Below are 18,928 nucleotides of genomic sequence, written 5' to 3'. Positions count from 1 at the left end.
CCACCGCGGTCTCCCTACTCCTTTCGGAGCATGCCCGATGCTCCCTGAAGGCCTGGTGTCGCACCCGTGTCCGGATTAGATTCGGGCCATGCCTCGAGTGACGCCTTGCGAGACTCACCTTCCGGCACGTGACGCGGACCGCCGGTCCGGTGCGTGTCATGGTCACGGCAATGGCCTGAATGGCCCGCGCCGGCGGCCGTCGCGCGCGTCCTGAGTGACCCGGGCAGACTCTGCCCGCGCCGGCCGCCTCCCGCGGACACACCGGCTCTTCATGAACAACGCGATACGCGACGCAACTCGCCGCCTTCGCGCAGCCCGGGGCCCGAACGGCCACCACCGGGAACCGGCATGAACAGCACGCGACCCTGAGGGGTGAACGGGACATGACCTGCACGGGGGCACCTCTTCGCATACAGCTCTTAGGACCCATACGTGCCTGGCGGCACGGTGAGGAAGTGGCGCTGGGTTCGCCCAAACAGCGCGCGGTCCTGAGCCTGTTGGCCAGCCGCGCGGGCGAGGTGGTGAGCGGGGACACCATCACCAGCGCCCTCTGGGGCAGCGACACCCCGCAGACGGCGGCCAACGGCGTCCACACCTACGTGGCCCGGCTGCGCCGCGCGCTGGAGCCTGGACGCGGCAACAGGGCGGCCAGCACAGTGCTCTCCTCGGAGCCCGGAGGCTACTGCCTGCGGCTCGAACCGACCGACGTGGACGCCACGCTCTTCGTCGAACGCCACGGCCACGCCCGCAGATCACGAGAGGGCGGGAGCGCCGAAACGACGTTACGGCTGTACGAGGACGCCCTGGCGCTCTGGCGGGGCGAGGCGTACTCCGGAGTGCCGGGGCCCTTCGCCGCCATGGAAGGCGTCCGCCTGCGGGACCTGCGACTGACCGCCGTCGAGGAGTGGGCGGCGGTCATGGTCGAGGCCGGCGAGCACGCCGAGGTGGTCGACGCCCTCTCCCGCGCCGCGGCGGAGGAGCCGCTGCGTGAGAAGCTCCGCTGGCTGCTGATGCTGGCGCTCTACCACGCGGGCCGCCAGGCGCACGCCCTCGCCGTGTACACGGAGACCCGGCAGCTGCTGCGCAGGGAGCTGGGCATCGAGCCGGGGACCGAGCTGCAGGACCTCCACCGGCGGATCCTCGCGGGACAGCGGGAGTTACGGCTCCCCGGCGGCAGCCTCGCCCCCCGCCCCCGGGAAGGGCTCGGCGCCGGCGTTCCCGTACCGGCCCAGCTGCCGTCGGTGGCCCGCGGATTCACCGGACGCGACACCGAGCTGAAGCAGCTCGAGGGCCTCCTCGACGACGAGTTCGCCCAGCGGAGCACCCCGGTGATCGTCGTCGACGGCCCCGCCGGGGTCGGCAAGTCGGCACTCGCCCTGGAACTGGCCCACCGGGTCTCCGACCGTTTCCCCGACGGCCAGCTCTATGTGGACCTCTGCGGCAACGGACTGCGCGGCAGACCGCTCACCGCGTCGGACGCACTGCTCCAACTGCTGACCAGCCTCGGGGCCGACAGCACGCGCATACCCAGGGACCTCGCCGGCCGGGCCACGCTCTACCGCAGCCTGCTGTACGGCAGACGGATGCTGATCGTCCTCGACGACGCCCTGAGCGTGGACCAGCTCCGGCCCCTGATCCCGCGCGGCGCGTCCTGCGTCGTCGCCACCAGCCGGCAGCGGTTCGGCGGCCTCGCGGCCCGCGACGGGGCGCGTACGCACACCGTCCGCCCGCTCGCCCTCGACGAGGCAGCGGACCTGCTCACCGCCCTGTCCGGCGGGCGGCTCGCCGGACAGTCGGAGACCGCGCGGCGGCTCGCCGCGCTCTGCGGCGGGCTGCCGCTCGCGCTGCGCATCACCGCCGAGGGGATCGCCGCGAACCCCGGTGTCCCGCTGGGCACGCTGGTGGAGCAGTACACGACGGAAAGCGGCCGGCTCGACCGCCTCACCGTGGCGGACGACGCCCTGGCCAGCGTGCGCGACGCGTTCGAGACCTCGTACCAGGCGCTCTCCGCCGAGGCGGCGCGCATGTTCCGCTTCCTCGGACTGTCCAAGGACGGGCCGATCACCGTCCCCGCCGCCGCGGCGCTCGCCGACACGGACCGCGACACCGCGCGGCGGCTGCTCGACACGCTCGTCGCCCACCATCTCCTGGAGGACCACGGCCCTCGGTACCGCCTGCACGACCTCCTGGGGATCTACGCGGCGGAGTGCGCGAAGAGCGAGCCGATGCTGAACCGGCGGGCCGCCCTGGCACGCCTCGCCGTAGCAGAGCCCGCGCAGCCGGCCCAGCCCGCACAGCCGGCACAGCCGGCCCAGCTCGTCGTCGCGCACGAGCGGCCGGCCGAGAAGGACCGGATCGAGAGCTACGCCCTCGTACTGCGCCGGGCCGCCGTGCTCCGCAGGGCCGCGTTCCGCCGGCGCGAGGACGTCACACGGCCCACGGACCTCACGCCGAGGTGAGGGCAGAGTCCTCCGGCCCGGTCGGCATGGTGCGCAGCTTGCCGACCGGAGACAGGAAGATCGGGATCAGCATCGCCGCGGAGAGCAGACCACCGATCCACAGGGCGCCGTGCAGCCCCGCCATCGCCGCCAGCAGACCGCCGACCGGTCCGCCCAGCGCACCGCCGCCGTACAGCAGCATGCGCATCGCGGCCGTCATCCGTCCCATCAGATGCTGCGGAGTGATGGTCTGACGCAGACTCACGATGAGGACGTTGGAGACGCTGGCGCCGAAGTACTCCAGGAAGAAGGAGGCCACGAACAGCCCGATCAGCAGCCAGCGCGGACCGCCCGCGGCCGGAATGAGCAGCGGACCGAGGAAGATGATCGACACCGAAACCCGGTAGGCGGTGCCCACCGACAGCCGGCGCACCACCATGCCCGACACCAGCGCGCCCAGCAGCCCGCCCACGGCCGCCGCCCCCATGACGAAACCGACCGCGGCGGCGGACAGTTCCTTGTCGCGCACCGCGTACAGCAGGAACAGCGTCTGTACCATGGTGAGCAGGAAGTTGCAGGAGCAGCCGACAAGACCCATCGCCCGCAGCCACCGGTTGCCGAACACCCAGCGCAGGCCTTCGCCGAGTTCGGCGCGCAGCCGGCGCTTCTCCGCGGGTGGCTCCGGGGCGGGTTCCGGCTTCCTGATGAGGATCAGCGACAGCACCGACAGGGCGTACGAGAAGGCGTTGGCGGTCATGGCGAAGGGCGCCGAGAACGCACTCACCAGCGTGCCCGCCAGTCCTGGCCCGGCGATGTCCGCCGACGACAGCGTGGCGTTCAGCTTGGTGTTGGCCTCCAGCAGACTGCGCCGGTCCTTCACCAGGACGGGAACGTACGACATCCAGCTGACGTCGAAGAGCACCGTCGCCACCCCGATGCCGAGCGCCAGGGCGTACAGCGTCGGAAGTGTCAGCAGGTCGAACTCGTACAGGACGGGGACCAGACCGATCAGCACCATCCTGACCACGTTGGCGCCCAGCATGACCGGGCGCTTGCGCATCCGGTCCACCCAGACGCCGAAGAGCAGGGCGAGGCCGAGGAAGGGGACCAGCTGGGCGAACCGCAGCATGCCCAGCTCCCCGGCCCCGACCCCGAAGACCAGGACCGCGGTCAGCGGAAGCGCGAGCTGCGTGATCTGGGTGCCGTAGAGGGAGAGCGCCTCGCCCGTCCAGAACACCATGAAGTCCCTGTCGCGCCAGAGCGACCGAGGGGGGCCCTCCGCCTCGGCCGCGGGGGCCGGGGCGGTGGGCGTACCGTGCTCCGTCATGCGGAAGTCGCCTCTCCTAGAGCCTCGTCGACGATGGCGCTGATGGCCGTGAGACCCGGGCCCTGCCACACGGAGTGGTGGTCGCCCGGTGCGGTGCGGACGGTGAGACGGCTCACGTACGGACTCCAGTCGAGCAGCCGCTCCACCGAGTCCTCGGCCTTGATCAGGATCGCGGGCCCGTCGTGGACCGCGTCCAGACGGTGCTCGCGCATGGCCACGACATGCGTACGGAAGAGGGCGTAGCGCTCCAGCAGGAACTCCGCGTCGAACTCCTCCGGCACGGCCCCGTGGAGCTCGGCCGCCTCGAAGACCTCGGCCGGCTCCGCCCCCGGACGCACCCCGGCCAGCGCCTTGTCGACCCCCGGGGCCCGGTCACGGGTCACACCGAGGAAGTCGTACAGGAAGTAGCGGGCCAGCTCGTCGTCGGGCGGGACCGACTGCGTCCCGGGAAGCGCCGCGTCGACGATGACGAGCAGCGGGACCTCCTCTCCCTCGGCGGCGAGCAGCCGCGCCATCTCATAGGCGACGACCCCGCCGAGAGACCAGCCGAGCAGCTGGTACGGGCCGTGCGGGCGGGCCGCACGGAGCGAGGCCGTGTGCAGCTCGGCCAGGGCGCGGATCGAGGTGAGGGGTTCGGAGGCACCATCGAAACCGGGGGCCTCGAATCCGAACACCGGTTGCCCGGCGCGGAGCCGGTGCGCCATCGCCGAGTAGCAGAACGGAGAGCCGGATACCGGATGGACACAGTGGAGCGGGAGCCGGTCACCCTCCGCCCGGAGAGCGACGAGACTGTCCACGGAGGGTTCGATCATGGTGCGGGCGCTCCGTTCGGAGTCGGAGCGGACTGCGCGAGCCGCTCGTCGATGACAAGGGCGATGCTCCGGACCGTGCTTCCGCCGTACAGCAGACGGACGTTCACCCTGATCCCGAAGTGCTTGTTGAGCCGGGTGACGGCACGCATGGCCTGGAGGGAGTTGCCGCCGACGGCGAAGAAGTCGCTGTCCGCCCCGAGCCGTGAGACGCCGAGCACGGCCGCGAAGACCTCGGCCACCGTCTTCTCCGTCTCCGTGACCGGCGGCGCGTAGCTCTCCTCGGGCTCGCCGAGGTCGTCGGGCGGTGCCGGGAGGGCCTTGCGGTCCACCTTGCCGTTCGGCGTCAGCGGCAGCTCGTCCAGGACGAGCACGGTGCTCGGCACCATGAAGCGGGGCAGCGACCGGGCGGCGTGCTCGGCGACCGCCGGCTGCTCCACGGTCCGGCCCGCCTCGGCGACGACGTACGCGACGAGGCGCCGGTCGCCCGACCCGTCGGGGTGCGCGGTGACCACCGCTTCCCTGACGGTGTCGTGGGCGCGCAGCACGGCCTCGATCTCGCCGAGCTCGATCCGCAGCCCGTGCAGCTTGACCTGGAAGTCCGCCCTGCCCAGCAGCTCGATCAGGCCGTCCGGTCCGTAGCGGGCGACATCGCCCGTCCGATAGAGACGTTCGCCCGACACCTCGCCGCAGGACCAGTCGAAGAACCGCTCCGCCGTCTGCTCCGGCCGGCCGAGATAGTCCCGGGCCAGCCCGATCCCCGCCAGATGGAGCTCACCCGGAACGCCGGGGGGAACCGGCCGGCGGCCCTCGTCGAGGATGTACGTGCGCTGGTTGGCCATGGGACGGCCGTACGGGATGCTCGTCCAGCGCGCGTCGGTCTTCGTCACCTCGTAGATCGTGGAGTGGATGGACGACTCGGTGGCCCCGCCGAGGGCGACGAAGCGCAGGGCGGGGGCCTTCGCCCGGGCCCGGTCGGGGAGCGACACGGGGATCCAGTCGCCGCCGAGCAGGGCGAGCCGCAGGTCGTCGAGGGGGCGCGCGCCGGTGCTCTCGAGATGGTCGACGACCATGTCGAGGAGGGCGGGGGCGGAGTTCCACACGGTGACCCGGTGCTCGGCCAGCAGATCGGCCCAGTGCTCCGGGTCCTTGGCGCGCTCCGGCTCGGTGAGGATCACCGTGCCGCCCGCGGTGGTCAGCCCCAGGAACTCGTACACCGACATGTCGAAGCTGGGCGACGACAGGGCGAGGACCCGGTCACCGGGGCCCACGCCGAAACGGGTGTTGAGGTCCGCGATGTTGTTCATCACCCCGCGATGGCGCAGGGCGATCGGCTTGGGGGCGCCGGTGGAACCCGAGGTGTGGATGATGTACGCGAGATCGTCGGGCGTCGCGCCACCGGCGGGGTTGTGCGCGGGGAGCGAGGCGAGGACCGCCTCGTCCCGGTCGAGGAGCAGGACGGGCGTGTCCGGGTCGATGTCCGGAAGCGGGAGGCTCTCGGCCGGCCCGCTCCGGCTGATCACCACCGCGCAGGACGTGCCCGCGACCATCGTGGCGAGACGCTCGCGCGGGTAGTCGGGGTCGAGCGGTACGTAGGCGCCGCCCGCCTTGAGGACGCCCAGGACGGCGACCAGCAGCTCGGCGCTCCGGTCCAGGCAGATGCCGACGCGCCGGTCCGGGCCGACACCCAGGCCCCTGAGACGGTGGGCGAGCCGGTTCGCCGCCTCGTTGACCTCGCGGTAGGTCCAGGTCGCGGCGCCGCCCACCAGGGCGGGGGCGTCGGGGGCCTCGGCGGCGCGGGCCTCGAACGCGGAGTGCAGGCAGACGTCGTTCGGAAGGTCCTCCGCGGTGTCGTTCCACTCGACGAGCATCCGGTGGAGCTCGTCCTCGGGGAGGAGCCGCAGCTCCGCCACCGGACGCTCCGGGTCGGCCAGGCCGTCCTCCAGGAGCGTGGCGTAGGAGGCGAGGAAGCGGACGACGGTGGCCCGGTCGAAGAGTTCGGGGGCGTACCGCAGCTCCGCGCTCGGCAGACCGTTCTCACCCGGTGCGTGCAGCACCAGCGCGAACTCGTCCTGCCGCGCCGCCTCGTCGACGGGCTCCCGCCGTGCCTCCGCGTCGCGGGCGAGCCCGGCCAGGGTCGCCGCCCCGGGGACGGTCCGGGCGAGCCGGACCGTCCCCGAAGCGGGACTCGTGACGACGAAGCCGAACGCGGACTGACCGGTCCAGCGGTGGAGCAGCGCGGTGAAGCCGGCCAGGAGCATCTCCTCCGGGGCCGTCCGCGCCGACGGACCCAGCGGCAGCCGGGCGGAGCCGGTACGGTCCGGAGCGGCTCCGGGCAGTCGCGGACGGTCCGCCGGCAGCAGCGCGGGCGGCGCCGGTACGGTCTTCGGCGCCTGCGACGGGGCGGGAGGCGTCACGGGCGTGGTGTTCCGGCTCAAGACCTCTCTCCTGGCTCGCGGTCGGAGCCCTCGGCGGGGCCGAGGCCGGCGCCGAAGGGCAGGGGGTGGGTGCGGCACAGGGCGGCCACCTCGGCCACCACCCGGTCGCGCACCCCGGGGTCGGTACGGAACTCGGTGTCGCTGAGCACGGTGGTGCCCATGAGCACCTCGTGCAGCAGACCGGCGCAGACCCGCATCTCGGCCGGCCCCATGCCACGCTGCGCCAGCACGTTCGTGCCCAGGCGCAGACCGCTGGCGACGAGCGGGGCCTTGGTGTCCTTGGGAATGCGGTTGCGGTTCGTGAGGATTCCGCACTCCTCCAAGGCGCGTTCGGCGACGACACCGGTGATGCCACGGTCGAACATGTCCAGGAGCACCATGTGGTTCTCGGTACCGCCGGTCAGGACCCGGTAGCCGTACTCGGACAGGGCGTCGGAGAGCGCCGCGGCGTCGTCGCGTACCAGCCGCATGGTCTCCCGGAACTCCGGCTCCGCCACCAGCTTCAGCGCGTGCGCCTTGGCGGCGACCGACGCCGGGCTCGGCGTTCCCTGGGACTGCGGGAAGACCGCGCGCTGCATCAGCCGGTCCAGCGGGGTCCGGCGGGAGTCCGGGCCGGGCGCCCGGTGCTCCTCGCCCATCAGGATCAGCCCACCGCGCGGCCCGCCCAGCTGCTTGTACGTGCTGGTGGTCGTGACATGGGCCAGATCGATCGGGCTGGGGTGCTCCCCGGCCGCCACCAGGCCGGCGATGTGCGAGATGTCGGCGACCAGGTACGCCCCGACGGAGTCTGCGATCGCGCGGAACCGGGCGAAGTCCAGCGTCCTCGGATAGGCGCTGGCTCCCGCGATGAGCACCTGGGGGCGGTGGACCAGGGCCAGTTCGGCCACCTGGTCGTAGTCGACGAACCCCTGGTCGTCCAGGCCGTAGTGGACGGCCCGGTAGTGGTGTCCGGTCACCGAGGCGGCGGACCCGTGGGTGAGATGGCCGCCGGAGTCCAGGTCCAGGGCGAGCAGGACCCCGCCCGGAGGCAGCAGCGCCGCGAGCACGGCCTGGTTGGCCGAGGAGCAGGAGTGCGGCTGCACATTGGCGTACCGCGCCCCGAAGGCGTGCTTGGCCCGCTCGACGGCCAGCCGCTCCGCCGCGTCGAACCGCCCGGCGCCCGGGTGGTAGCGGGCCCCCGGATAGCCTTCGGCCGTCACGTTCGACAGGGCGGCGCCGCCCGTGGCCAGGACGGCCGGGTTCGCGACGCTGGCGGACGCCACCATGGCCAGGGTCATGGCCTGCTCCTCCACCTCACGGTCGAGGAGCAGGGCCAGTTCGGGGTCGGTCCGGTTCAGCAGCGCCACTCCCTGGCGCAGCAGCACCGCCTGCGCGGAGCTGGAACCGGAGCCGTTCCGGGACGAGGCGTGCCGGGCCTGCGGCGGGTGCGACGCCTGCGCGGACGGGCCGGCCACCCGTGGGACCTCAAGCACGCGAGCCCGCCTTGGACTCCACCAGCGCGTCGATGGCGGTGGCGACCGAGGCGACCGTGGCACCGCCGTACAGGAGGCGGACGTTGACCTTGACGCCGAAGTGCTTGTTGAGCCGGCTCACGACACGCATCGCCTGCAGCGAATTGCCCCCCAGCTCGAAGAAGTTGCCGTCCGCGCTGACCTGTGTCATGGACAGTACAGCACCGAAGACCTCGGCCACCTTCTCCTCGGTCGCGGTCACCGGGGCGACGAAGCTGGCCGTCCCGTCACCCGAACCCGAGGCCGGGGCAGGGAGCTTGGCGCGATCGATCTTGCGGGCCGGGGTCAGCGGGAACTCCGTCAGCTCCACCCAGCCCGTCGGCACCATGTACTCCGGCATCGTGCTGCCCAGGTGCTCGCGGAGCTCGGCGACCGTCGGCGGGGTGTCGCCCAGGACCGTGTAGTACGCGACGAGCTGCTTCTCCCCGAAGTCCTCACGCAGCAGGACCAGGGCCATCCGAACCTTCGGGTGGGTCAGCAGACCGGACTCGATCTCACCGAGCTCGATCCGAAGACCGCGCAGCTTGACCTGGTTGTCGAGCCGGCCGATGAAGTCGATCTGCAGATCGCGGGTCCAGCGCACCAGGTCGCCCGTGCGGTAGACCCGGCCCTCGCCCAGGAACGGATCGGGGACGAACTTCTCCTCCGTCAGCTCCGGCAGGTTGAGGTACCCGCGGGCCAGACCCTCGTCGCCGCCGATCAGCAGCTCACCCGGGACGCCGACCGGCACCAGGTTGAACTCCTTGTCCACCACGTAGTGCAGACGGCTGAACTCGGGCCGGCCGATGGGCGGCGACGACAGCCACTCCTTGTGCTCGCAGAGGTACTCGGTGGTCGCCACCGACGCCTCGGTCGGGCCGTACAGGTTCACGAACTTGCGTCCCGGCAGGTTCCACTTGTTGACCAGCTCGGCCGGCAGGGCCTCCGCGCCGCCCATGATGTACTTCAGATCCGGGTACGGCCCCGCGTCCACGACGGACAGGATCGCGGGCGACAGACCGGCGTACGTCACCCGCTGGTCACGGATGAGCGAGCCGAGGGACTCGGGGGACGAGGCGTCCTCCGGTGCCACGAGCACGAGGGCCGAACCGCTGATCAGACCGGCGAAGATCTCGCCCTGGGACATGTCGAAGGTCAGCGCGGGCAGCTGCAGCAGCCGGTCCTCCGTGGTCCACTCGCCGAAGCTGCGCCGGTACGCCTCGATGAACATGCGCAGGCCCCGCTGCTCGATCATCACGCCCTTCGGGCGCCCGGTGGACCCCGAGGTGTAGAGGACGTAGATCAGGGAGTCCGGCTCGGCCCACTCCTCCAGCGGCTCGTCGTCCGGCTGCGCCTCGATGGCGTCCCAGTCGGTGTCGATGTTGACGCTCGCCCAGCCGCACGACTCCGGCAGGTCGCCCACCGACCCCGCCCGCGTGATGACCAGCGGGCTCTTGGTGTCCCGCAGCATGTGGTCCAGGCGGGCGTTGGGGTGCGAGGGGTCGATGATCGTGTACGCGGCGCCGGACACCATGACACCGAGGATCGCCACCAGCGCGTCCAGGTCGCGGTCCATCGCGATGGCGACGACCTCCTCCTGGCGCACGCCCCGGGCGCGGATGTACCGGGCGAGCTTGCCGGCCCTGCGCATCAGCTCGCCGTACGTCATCTCCTTGCCGCGGCATACCGCCGCGACGAGGTCGGGGTTCTCCTGCGCGATCCGGGCGATCGTCGCGTGGACCGGCTCGGTCGGGTAGTCGAAGTCGGCGCCGCGGCCCACCTCCAGGAGTTCGGCGCGCTCGGCCTCGGAGAGCAGCGGCAGCGCGGCGACCGGGGTCCCGGGGGCGTCCGAGGCGGCGTCGAGCACGTTCTGGAAGTGCCCGATCATGGCCTCGACGCGCCAGCGGTCGTACAGGTCGGTCGCGAACTCGACGATCAGACGAAGCCGCTCGGCGCCCTCCACGAAGCTGAAGGACAGGTCGAAGCGCGAGCGGGAGGTGGCCAGCGTGATCGACTCGGAGGCCAGCCCGGCCAGCTCGAGGGAGTCGCCGGTCGCCGCCTCGCCGAGCAGCTGGCAGGCGATCTGGAACAGCGGGTTGCGCCCCGCGTCCCGCGTCGTCTGCACCCGGTCCACGACGTGGTCGAACGGCACGTCCTGGTTGTCGTACATGTCGAGGTTCGCGTCGGCGATGCGCTCGAGGAGCTCGGCGAAGGTGACATCGCCCGACAGGTCGCAGCGCAGCACCGTCATGTTGATGAACAGGCCGACCACGTCTTCGAGTTCGGGATCGGTACGGCCCAGCATGGGCACCCCGAGGGCGATGTCGTCCTGCCCGCTGTACCGGCTCAGCACGACGTTCAGCGCCGCGGCGACCACCATGTAGAGGGAAGCGCCCTGCTCATGGGCCAAGGCCCGTGCCTTCGTCAGCAGTTCGGCCGGGAAGTCGACCACGAAGGTCTCGCCGTTCTGCGTGGGCTCGGCCGGCCGCAGCCGGTCGGCGGGCAGTTCGAGCGCCTCGAGACCGGCGAGCCGCTCCTCCCAGAACTTCAGCTCCTCCTCCCACACGCCGTCGGCCCGCTGCTTGCGCTGCCGCTGGATGTGGTCGCCGTAGCCGATGGTCAGCTCCGGCAGCGCGGGCGTCCGGCCCGCGGCCAGCTCCCCGTACGCCTGGGAGATCTCGCGGCTGACCACACCGCCCGACCAGCCGTCGGTGACGATGTGGTGGAAGCTCAGGCTGAGCACATGGTGGTCGTCGGCCAGCCGGAACAGCTGGAACCGGGAGATCGGCCCCGCGGCCAGGTCGAACGGTGTGTCCGCCTCGGTCTGCAGCGCCTCATGCAGCACGCTCTCGGCCTCGTCGGGCGCCAGCCCGGACAGGTCCCGGAGCGGCAGCGGCCGGTCCTCGGCCGGCGAGACGACCTGGTACGGGACGCCGTCGGCCGCGTGGAAGGTCACCCGAAGCTGCTCGTGGCGCTTCACCAGCAGATTGAGCGCGCCCTCCAGGGCGGCCGTGTCCAGCGCGCCGCGCAGTCGGTAGGCGATGGGGACGTTGTAGGTGGTCTCGCCCGGACTCATCTGGTCCAGGAACCACAACTGCTCCTGTCCGAAAGACAGTTGAATGCGCGACTCGGCGGTGTGCGTGCTCATCGTCACAGAACTCCGTTCGGCTGTTCACGGTGGTCGCCCAGGGGGCGCGGGGGAGCGCCCCGGGCCCTGGCGCCCCGGTGCGGCGGGAAGCGGGCAGGGCAGGTCAGGGCATGGCGGGGTAGGGCGAGGGCGGTACGGGAGAGGGAAGAGGGAACCGGACCCCGCGGGCCGGGTGCGGCGGCCTTCGGGGCGGCGGCCCGGGTCGGGGCGGCCCCCTGGTTGTCCAGGTGACCGGGAGGGCGCCCCGGCGGTTCAGCGGTTCAGCGGTGGTGCGGTGGAGCCGGTTCAGCGGTGGAGCGGTCCGGCGGTGGAGCGTCTCAGGCGGCCGGGGCCGGGGCCGGGCCGGTCGTGGGCGACGCGGGTCTGAGGACGCGCTCCACGCGGCTCAGCCCCTCCGTCACCGCCTCCGCGGTCCGCGCGAAGCAGATCCGGAAGCCGTCGCTGGCACCGAGCGTCTCGCCGGGCATGAGCAGCACGCCCAGGTCCAGGGCTCTGCGGCACATCGCCAGAGGCTCCTCGCCGGTCTTGAGCCAGAGCCAGGCGAACGGGGTGTCCTCGGGTTCCACGAGCGTCACCGCGTCCGCGTTGCGCCGGGCGAAGTCCCGTACGAGCTCCAGCCCCTGACCCGTGAGCTCGCGGTAGGAGCGCAGATGGTCCTCGCGGTGGGCCAGGACGTCGACGGCCAGGGTCTCGCACAGCACCGAGTTGGAGATGGTGGACAGGAACTTGCGCCGGGCGCACAGCTCCACGACGTCCTCAGGACCGTAGAGCCAGCCGACCCGCAGCCCCGGGAAGCCGTACACCTTGGACAGGCTCGACACCGAGATCACCCGGTCGGCGCCGACGGCCGCCGAGCGTGAGAGGTCGAGCGCGTACTCCTCGTCGAGCAGCAGATGTGCCCCGGTACGCGTGGCCAGCGCGAGCAGGCCGCTCAGGTCCTCCTCCGCGATGCGCCGACCGGTCGGATTGCACGGGCTGTTGGCGACGATCAGCTTCACGTCCGGCCCGGCCACCGCCTCGGCGGCCTCGATGTCGAAGCTGAGATCGGGCCGGAACCCGACGAGGTCGACCTTGCAGCCGAACTCGGGCGGCACGTCCCAGGACTGCTGCCAGCCGGGCCGGAAGGCGATCACCCGGGACCCGGGTGTCAGCAGCGCGGCGTACACGAGGTAGAGCGCCTGCTGGGCGCCCACGGTGACGAGGACCGATGCGGCCGAGCCGCCGTAGAGGCCGGCGACCGCGGCGCGCAGGGTGTCGAGGCCCCGGTCGTGGCCGTAGTCCAGTTCGAGCCCGGGCGGTACGTTGAGCGCGTCGAGGCGTCCGGGGACCATGTTGCTGTCCCCGAGGTCGATGTCGAAGCGTCCCGCGGCGTCCTCGAAGACCCACCGCTGGATCGGATAGTCGCGCGACTCCCGCGCGTACGAGGAGAGAGTCACCGCACGGTCCCCGCGGTCGCGGCCGGCGTGGCCGGCGCGGTCCGGTCGAGGCGCGCGCGCAGGGCGGGCGCGAAGGAGCCGGCCGCCACCTGCTCGGCGTCGCCGGTCATCGTGACCGCGCCGTCCTCGGCGACCGTGATCTCCAGAGTGCCGCCGGGCATCCTGACCTCCACCCGGCCGTCGCACAGCCCCAGTCCCCGGGCTGCCGACACCGCGGCGCAGGCGCCGGCGCCGGACGCCGTCACGTATCCGGCGCCGCGTTCGAAGACCTCCAGCTCCATCACGGACCGCTCCACCATCCGTACGAACTGCACGTTGGTGGCGTTCGGGAACCGTGGGTGCCGGGCGATCCTCGGGCCGAGCCGCCGGGCGAGGTCCGCGGACGGGGCGTCCACGAGGAGCACCGTGTGCGGATTGCCGTTGTACACACAGGTGACGGTCAGCTCGTCGCCGTCCACGGCCAGCGGAACGCGCACCGCCCGGCCGCCGAACGGAGCGCCGTCCTCACGGAGCAGGGGCAGGTCGGCGGCGTCGAAGCTGGGACGGCCCATGCCGACCTCCACGCGGCCCTCGGTGGCGTCCAGAACCCGCACGGGGCAGTCGCCGGCGGCCGTACGAAGGGTGAACTCGCCCCCGCCGGCCCAGGCGCCGGCCTCCTGCTCGGCGAGGTGGAGCGCGAACATCCGCAGACCGTTGCCGCTTCTGCCGCAGTCGGACCCGTCGGAGTTGTACAGGTCGAGCATGACCGGGACGCCGGGTCGGGGCGTCTCCAGCGGTCCGTACAGGACACCGTCCGCCCCGATGCCCCGGTGCCGGTCGCAGACCAGCCGGATCGCCTCACGGGTCAGGGGGAAGCCGGAGCTGCGGGGGTCGATCACCAAGTAGTCGTTGCCTGCTGCCTGATATTTGTAGAAGTCGATCACGGATGACCTCCCTTGGCTGCTGGGCGCGGCGCCGCCCCGAGGCGTGGTGCCTCACCTCGGGGCGGCGCCCGGGATCACTGCTCGGAGAGCGCGGCGGCGTCGTGCTCCTCGCCGTACCACTTCTCCGCCCACCGGGAGAAGGCGATGATCACGATGTCGCGATGGCCGGGACCGCCGTCGGCGGAGAGCACGTCGGTCACGTCGTGGGCCAGCGCGCGGTCGTCGAGGAGGACCGCCTGACCCGGCTCGAGCGTGCCGGACCAGAAGGGCTCGTCGGCGCCGGGGTTCCACAGCCGGGTCGTACCGCCGGCGACGTTCACCTTGTTGAGGATCGCGATCATCACGAACTCGTGGCCGTCGTGGTGCACGCCCTCGGGGGTGAGGGGGCCGGGCCTCTCGCCGTCGGCGCGCGTCCGGTTCTGGTGGACGTTGATCTGCCAGTCCTCGGACCGGTCCAGACCGAGCTCACGGACGCCGTGCTCGATCAGCGGAGTGAAGTCCACCTTGATCGGCTCGTACACGCGACGGATGCCGCCGCCGACCGAGTTGAACTTCTTGTACGTCGTGTAGTCGCGGTGCGCGAGGCGCTCGAACGACCAGCCGTCGTCGCCCTGCGGGCTGAGGCGGTACTGCGAGAAGCGCTTGAAACGGGTGCCGTTGCCCATGTACTCGTCGACCGGGCAGTCGTCGTAGCTCGGCAGGATGTCGGCCGAGACCTCCGGCAGGTCGATGATGACGAAGCGTTCGCTGCCAAGGGCCATGATCTCTCCTCCAGAAAAGGGTGATGTCGTCGGACGATCGGACGTCGCACGTCAGGCGCTGGTCGCCCTGCGTCGGACGTCATACGTCGGACGTCAGGCGGCGACGGACGGCATGCGCTCGTCGAGGTAGGCGGCAGAGGAGTTGAGCCGCCACATGATGCCGCGCGCGATGGCACGCCGCATGTCCGCGGATTCGGCGGCGGGCAGCACCACGTTGTGGAACCAGCCCTGCGCGTGCTGGGAGTCGATGGTGATGTGCAGCTTGTGGTAGACGATGCCGACCTCCGGCAGACCGAGGCGCTCCCAGGCGTGCACGACCTGGACGAACCGGTCCGGGGCCATCCACTCGGTCATGCCCAGGAAGCCCACGGCCTCCGCGTACAGCGTGCGGTGGCGGCAGAGCATGACCGCGAGGTTGCCGTTGAGCAGGGAGGTGGCGGTGAGCGAGCGGGCGAGCTCGTCCTCCGAGATCTCGAAGACCTCGTAGATCTTGTTGAACAGGTGGGTGTGGACCTCGGCGGGCTTGCCGTTGCCCATCTCGTCCCAGAAGTTGGCGGCGATCTCCATCTTGGCCGCGCCGGCGGTGCCCACCTGCATCATCGCGAGCAGGTCGTCGAAGCGACCGTCGACGACCGACTCCTGCATCACGTAGTTCCGCAGGTCGTCGTGCGTGGCCGCGTTGCGGATGAACTCGTGGTAGTAGGGGTGCTTGTACACCCGGTGGCTGCGCGCGGTGTTCTTGAGCCAGGTCAGGTACTCCCGCGGCTCGGTGGGCGCGTCCTCGAGCAGACCCGGCTCGATCAGCCGGTCCTGGGCGGCCGCGGTGGCGGTCTCCAGAAGACGGGCTATCTCGTAGACGACGACCGAGCCCTCGGCGTTCTGCTGCTGCGGGATCTTCGTGTACAGCTGGTAGATCCGGTCGAGCAGATACTGCTGCGCGTACAGGGCGCCCATGTCACCCGCGGCCGCAGCGGTGTTGATGTCGGCCACCTCGCCCAGGACGCGGCTCCGCTCACTGCCCGACAGAGCGTCGACCTTCTCAGGCGCGGAACCGAGCCATGCGCACACCCTGTCCACGGTGGACAGGAACGGGTCACCGGATACGGTCAGACCCTTGGAGCCGCCGACTTCTGACATGTGTTTCCCCTTGGATTCACTGGACGAATCAGATTTCCGAGACGAAGGCCTGCCGTACCAGTACTGCGGCGATACGTTCTTTCTGGCCGCGTGGGCGGCGGGCTCTGCCATTCTGCAAGGGGCCCGCTGGACGGAATATGTACGTGCTCTGTACGCCGGGACGGGGTGCCGGACCAGGCCGTTCCCGGCTCGGCTACTCTCGGCGCTTCGCACGGCAACCGCACCGTCTGTCGGGAGACGTCCACGCATGAACACGCCACCATCGCCGCCCGGGGCCGAGCGGGCTGACGGAGCATCCGTCCGGATCGGCGCTCTCGTACCGCTGACTCGTCCGGGCTGGACCGAGGCAGGCCGGCACCTGCTCGCGGGACTCGAGCTGGGCGTCGGTGACGTCAACGCGGCCGGCGGGATCGCCGGAGCACCGCTGGAGCTGGTGGTCCGGGACACCGCGGCCGATCCGCAGCGGGCCGCGACGGCCGTGGACGAACTGGCCGGCCTGGGTGTGGCCGCCGTGGTGGGGGAGTACCACAGCGTGGTCGCCCGCGCCGCCGCCGCCCGGGCGGACGCCCTCGCCCTGCCGTTCCTCTGCTCGTCGGCGGTGCTCGACGCGCTCACCGAAGAGCCGACGGACTGGGTCGCGCGCCTCGCCCCGCCGCAGTCCCACGGCTGGCGGACCTACGCGGACTTCCTCCTCGAGTCGGGCCACGACCGCATCGCCGTAGCGGCCGAGCCGAGCGTCTACTGGGCCTCCGGGACCCGCATCCTGCGGGACCACCTCGCTCCACGCGGTGGCACCGTCGTCGAACTCGACCTGCGCGAACTCGGCCCGACGGGCGTGTGCGACGAAGTCGTCGAGCATCGCGCGACAGCGCTCCTGCTTCTGGTCGGCAATCCCGAGCCGGCCGTGTCGATCGTCAAGGCCGTCCGACGCGACGAGCGTCTCGCCGACCTCCTGATCGGCGCTCCGGCCGGCCAACCGGAGTTCGCCGCGTGGGCGCGGCTGCTGGGCGACGACGGCGCCGCGGTCCCGTTCCTGCGCTACCTGCCCGAGCGCCTCGGCCCACTCGGCGTACGCGTCGGGACGGCCCTGCGTGAGCGACTGGCCGAAGCGCCCTCCTTCGTCGCCTTCGAGGGCTACGACACGATCACCGTCCTCGCCGATGTACTGCGTTCTCACGGGGAGAACGGCGCGGACGTCGGGCACGGGGCGGACGTCGGGCACGGCGCGGGCCGGGCGCGCACGGCCGAGGCGTGGCCGCGCGTCGCGGTCGAAGGCACCCGTGGGAAGATCCGGTTCTCCCGCACACCCGGCATCGGCGTGTGGCAGTGGGACCGGGCGCCGATCCAGGTCGTCGACCGAGATCCGGCGGACCCCGATCGTTTCCGGATCCTCCACGCCGGAGGAGCATAGAAGCCGTGGGGACGCCGACGGAGGGTGGTGGCGCGTGAACGAGGAGAGCCGGGCCGACGAGAGCGGGGCCGAGAAGAGCGGGGCCGAAGCCTCGTACGGACGCCTGCGCGTCGAGGAGACGGACCTCGCCCCCGCCCGCTGGCTGACCGAACGGCGCCCCGGGTACGGCGACTTCGGGACCGTGGCCGGAGTCGCCGCGCCCGGATTCGCGGCGTACGCGCGCGTGCTGCACCCCGCGAGCCTCGACGAGCGGCCGGTGCGCTGGGAGACCGTGGCCGCCGCGTACGGACGGCGCGTCGAAGCCCTCACGGACTGGCACGAGGTCATCGGCCTGGAGCGGTTCTACCAGAACGCGCAGGAGTACGGCCTGCCCGGCGTGTGGGACGAGCACGCCGCCGAGGGACCCACGCCCGGCGAGGTCGCGCGGGCCCTGCTGCCCGTTCTCGCCCGGCACACCGGTACGCCGGAGCGGTGCTGGTTCGGGCTGTGGGAGGGGTACGGCCGCCGGGAGTGGCCCGGGACCCCCACCTTCCCGACCCCGGGACGGGACGAGATCCTGCTCTCCGGACCGCTGGCCGACGTCCTGTCCCCGGAGATCCTCGACCCCTTCATGGAACTCCCCGACCTGTGGTGGCCGCAGGACCGCGCCTGGTGCGTCGGCGGTGACGTCGACCTGGTCAGCACCTATGTCGGCGGTACGGAGGAGCTGATCACCGAGCTGCTCACGACACCCGGCCTGGAGGCCCACCGCGTGGAGGCCGGGGACGGGGTCGGGTGACCCGTCTACGCCCGGGGTGCCGGGGTGGCACGCGTGGGCGATCCTTGGGGTATGGGTGCCCAGCGACGCGGGACCCTGAGTAAGGGCCCGCCGAGAGGCCGGGGCGTACACCGCGCTCTGGCCGTCGCCGCAGTGGCCGTGGTCGCCGCGATCGTCGCGGCCGTCGCCGCGCTCTCCGGCGGTGCGGGCGGAACCTCCGCCGACGTCCGCAGCGCGGTGGGTACGTCCGCCGACGCCCGCGCCCCGGCACCCGCCGTACCCCCCGCCCCCGAGGCGGCGCCGCCGTCGCCCGCGGAGCCCTCGCCCAGACCCCCGTCGCCGCCGAGCTGTCCATACCGTCCATAGGCGTCGAGGACCTGGACGTCCTGCCGTACGAGGGGACGACCGACGACGCGGCGGGCACCCGGATCCAGGACCGCGGTGTGGCCGCCAGCCCCCACGGTGAACGCGGTGGCGTCGGACCGGGGGACATCGGCAACTACCTGGTGACCGCCCACCGGCTCTCCGCCGGCGGACCCCTGCGGGCGCTGCCCTCGGTCGACGTCGGGGACGAGGTGTACGTCACCGCCCGAGGCACGGTCTACACCTACGAGATCGTCGAGACGCGGACCACGTCCTTCCGCTCGGCCGATTCGCTCGCCGAGCAGCGGGCCGCCGTGCCGGGCGAGCCGGGGGAGAAGCCCACCCTCGCCATGATCACCCTCTCCACGTGCGCGACGCCGGAGGACGACGCGGCGGGCAACTTCTGGCGGGACGCCCAGGGCAACCCCGAGCACCGCATCGACAAGATAGGCGTCCTGACCTCGGAGCGGCCCGCCTGAAGCAGCGGCCC

General features: G+C 72.0%; 12 protein-coding genes and 1 pseudogene. 4 read left to right on the top strand and 9 right to left on the bottom strand.

The features are described 5' to 3' along the window. Positions 1 to 455: 455 nt before the first annotated feature. Complete coding sequence (locus ACFY8U_RS31215) at positions 456 to 2,459, top strand: BTAD domain-containing putative transcriptional regulator (RefSeq protein WP_389575585.1); 2,004 nt, start codon at positions 456 to 458, stop codon at positions 2,457 to 2,459. Here the strand turns inward: ACFY8U_RS31215 and ACFY8U_RS31210 are convergent. The 9 genes from ACFY8U_RS31210 to ACFY8U_RS31170 all read right to left on the bottom strand — a co-directional run bounded on the left by ACFY8U_RS31210 (position 2,446) and on the right by ACFY8U_RS31170 (position 15,907). Beyond that, positions 2,446 to 3,765, bottom strand: a complete 1,320-nt coding sequence (locus ACFY8U_RS31210) for an MFS transporter (RefSeq protein WP_389575584.1) — start codon at positions 3,763 to 3,765, stop codon at positions 2,446 to 2,448. The genes ACFY8U_RS31215 and ACFY8U_RS31210 overlap by 14 nt on opposite strands. Continuing rightward, the gene (locus ACFY8U_RS31205; RefSeq protein ID WP_361597755.1) at positions 3,762 to 4,577 is read right to left on the bottom strand and encodes an alpha/beta fold hydrolase; all 816 of its coding nucleotides are present in this window, start codon (positions 4,575 to 4,577) and stop codon (positions 3,762 to 3,764) included. The genes ACFY8U_RS31210 and ACFY8U_RS31205 overlap by 4 nt, the downstream gene beginning before the upstream one ends. Then, positions 4,574 to 7,012 (bottom strand): amino acid adenylation domain-containing protein, encoded by a 2,439-nt coding sequence (locus tag ACFY8U_RS31200; RefSeq protein WP_389575583.1) that lies wholly within the window; start codon positions 7,010 to 7,012, stop codon positions 4,574 to 4,576. Before ACFY8U_RS31200 ends, ACFY8U_RS31205 begins: the two co-directional genes overlap by 4 nt. After that, entirely contained in the window at positions 7,009 to 8,484 is a 1,476-nt protein-coding gene (gene glyA / locus ACFY8U_RS31195; protein ID WP_389575582.1) for a serine hydroxymethyltransferase, read from the bottom strand. Before glyA ends, ACFY8U_RS31200 begins: the two co-directional genes overlap by 4 nt. Beyond that, complete coding sequence (locus ACFY8U_RS31190; RefSeq protein ID WP_389575581.1) at positions 8,477 to 11,650, bottom strand: amino acid adenylation domain-containing protein; 3,174 nt, start codon at positions 11,648 to 11,650, stop codon at positions 8,477 to 8,479. The genes glyA and ACFY8U_RS31190 overlap by 8 nt, the downstream gene beginning before the upstream one ends. Positions 11,651 to 11,967: 317 nt before the next feature. Next, a complete protein-coding gene (locus ACFY8U_RS31185) occupies positions 11,968 to 13,086 on the bottom strand; it encodes a pyridoxal phosphate-dependent aminotransferase (RefSeq protein ID WP_389575580.1) in 1,119 nt (372 codons plus the stop codon). Further along, a complete protein-coding gene (gene dapF / locus ACFY8U_RS31180; protein WP_389575579.1) occupies positions 13,083 to 14,009 on the bottom strand; it encodes a diaminopimelate epimerase in 927 nt (308 codons plus the stop codon). The genes ACFY8U_RS31185 and dapF overlap by 4 nt, the downstream gene beginning before the upstream one ends. A gap of 74 nt (positions 14,010 to 14,083) precedes the next feature. Further along, positions 14,084 to 14,770, bottom strand: a complete 687-nt coding sequence (locus ACFY8U_RS31175; protein WP_389575578.1) for a 2OG-Fe dioxygenase family protein — start codon at positions 14,768 to 14,770, stop codon at positions 14,084 to 14,086. Positions 14,771 to 14,863: 93 nt separating this feature from the next. Further along, a complete protein-coding gene (locus ACFY8U_RS31170) occupies positions 14,864 to 15,907 on the bottom strand; it encodes an iron-containing redox enzyme family protein (RefSeq protein WP_361597776.1) in 1,044 nt (347 codons plus the stop codon). Positions 15,908 to 16,154: 247 nt separating this feature from the next. Between ACFY8U_RS31170 and ACFY8U_RS31165 the strand changes: the two genes are divergently transcribed. The 3 genes and pseudogenes from ACFY8U_RS31165 to ACFY8U_RS31155 all read left to right on the top strand — a co-directional run bounded on the left by ACFY8U_RS31165 (position 16,155) and on the right by ACFY8U_RS31155 (position 18,917). After that, entirely contained in the window at positions 16,155 to 17,318 is a 1,164-nt protein-coding gene (locus ACFY8U_RS31165) for an ABC transporter substrate-binding protein (protein ID WP_389575577.1), read from the top strand. 34 nt (positions 17,319 to 17,352) lie between these two features. Beyond that, a complete protein-coding gene (locus tag ACFY8U_RS31160; protein WP_389575576.1) occupies positions 17,353 to 18,096 on the top strand; it encodes a hypothetical protein in 744 nt (247 codons plus the stop codon). A gap of 51 nt (positions 18,097 to 18,147) precedes the next feature. Next, positions 18,148 to 18,917, top strand: a pseudogene (locus ACFY8U_RS31155) (class E sortase). Positions 18,918 to 18,928: the final 11 nt, after the last annotated feature.

It is taken from the genome of Streptomyces sp. NPDC012508, from assembly GCF_042902595.1.
Taxonomy (GTDB): domain Bacteria; phylum Actinomycetota; class Actinomycetes; order Streptomycetales; family Streptomycetaceae; genus Streptomyces.
Note: the sequence above shows the minus strand (reverse complement) of the source record. Positions and strands in the feature narration are given on the sequence as shown.

Excerpts from the sequence above, each read along its gene's own strand:
- ACFY8U_RS31210 (WP_389575584.1), bottom strand. The coding sequence starts at position 3,765 with ATGACGGAGCACGGTACGCCCACCGCCCCGGCCCCCGCGGCCGAGGCG.
- ACFY8U_RS31205 (WP_361597755.1), bottom strand. The coding sequence starts at position 4,577 with ATGATCGAACCCTCCGTGGACAGTCTCGTCGCTCTCCGGGCGGAGGGT.
- ACFY8U_RS31190 (WP_389575581.1), bottom strand. The coding sequence starts at position 11,650 with ATGAGCACGCACACCGCCGAGTCGCGCATTCAACTGTCTTTCGGACAG.
- ACFY8U_RS31175 (WP_389575578.1), bottom strand. The coding sequence starts at position 14,770 with ATGGCCCTTGGCAGCGAACGCTTCGTCATCATCGACCTGCCGGAGGTC.
- ACFY8U_RS31170 (WP_361597776.1), bottom strand. The coding sequence starts at position 15,907 with ATGTCAGAAGTCGGCGGCTCCAAGGGTCTGACCGTATCCGGTGACCCG.
- ACFY8U_RS31165 (WP_389575577.1), top strand. The coding sequence starts at position 16,155 with ATGAACACGCCACCATCGCCGCCCGGGGCCGAGCGGGCTGACGGAGCA.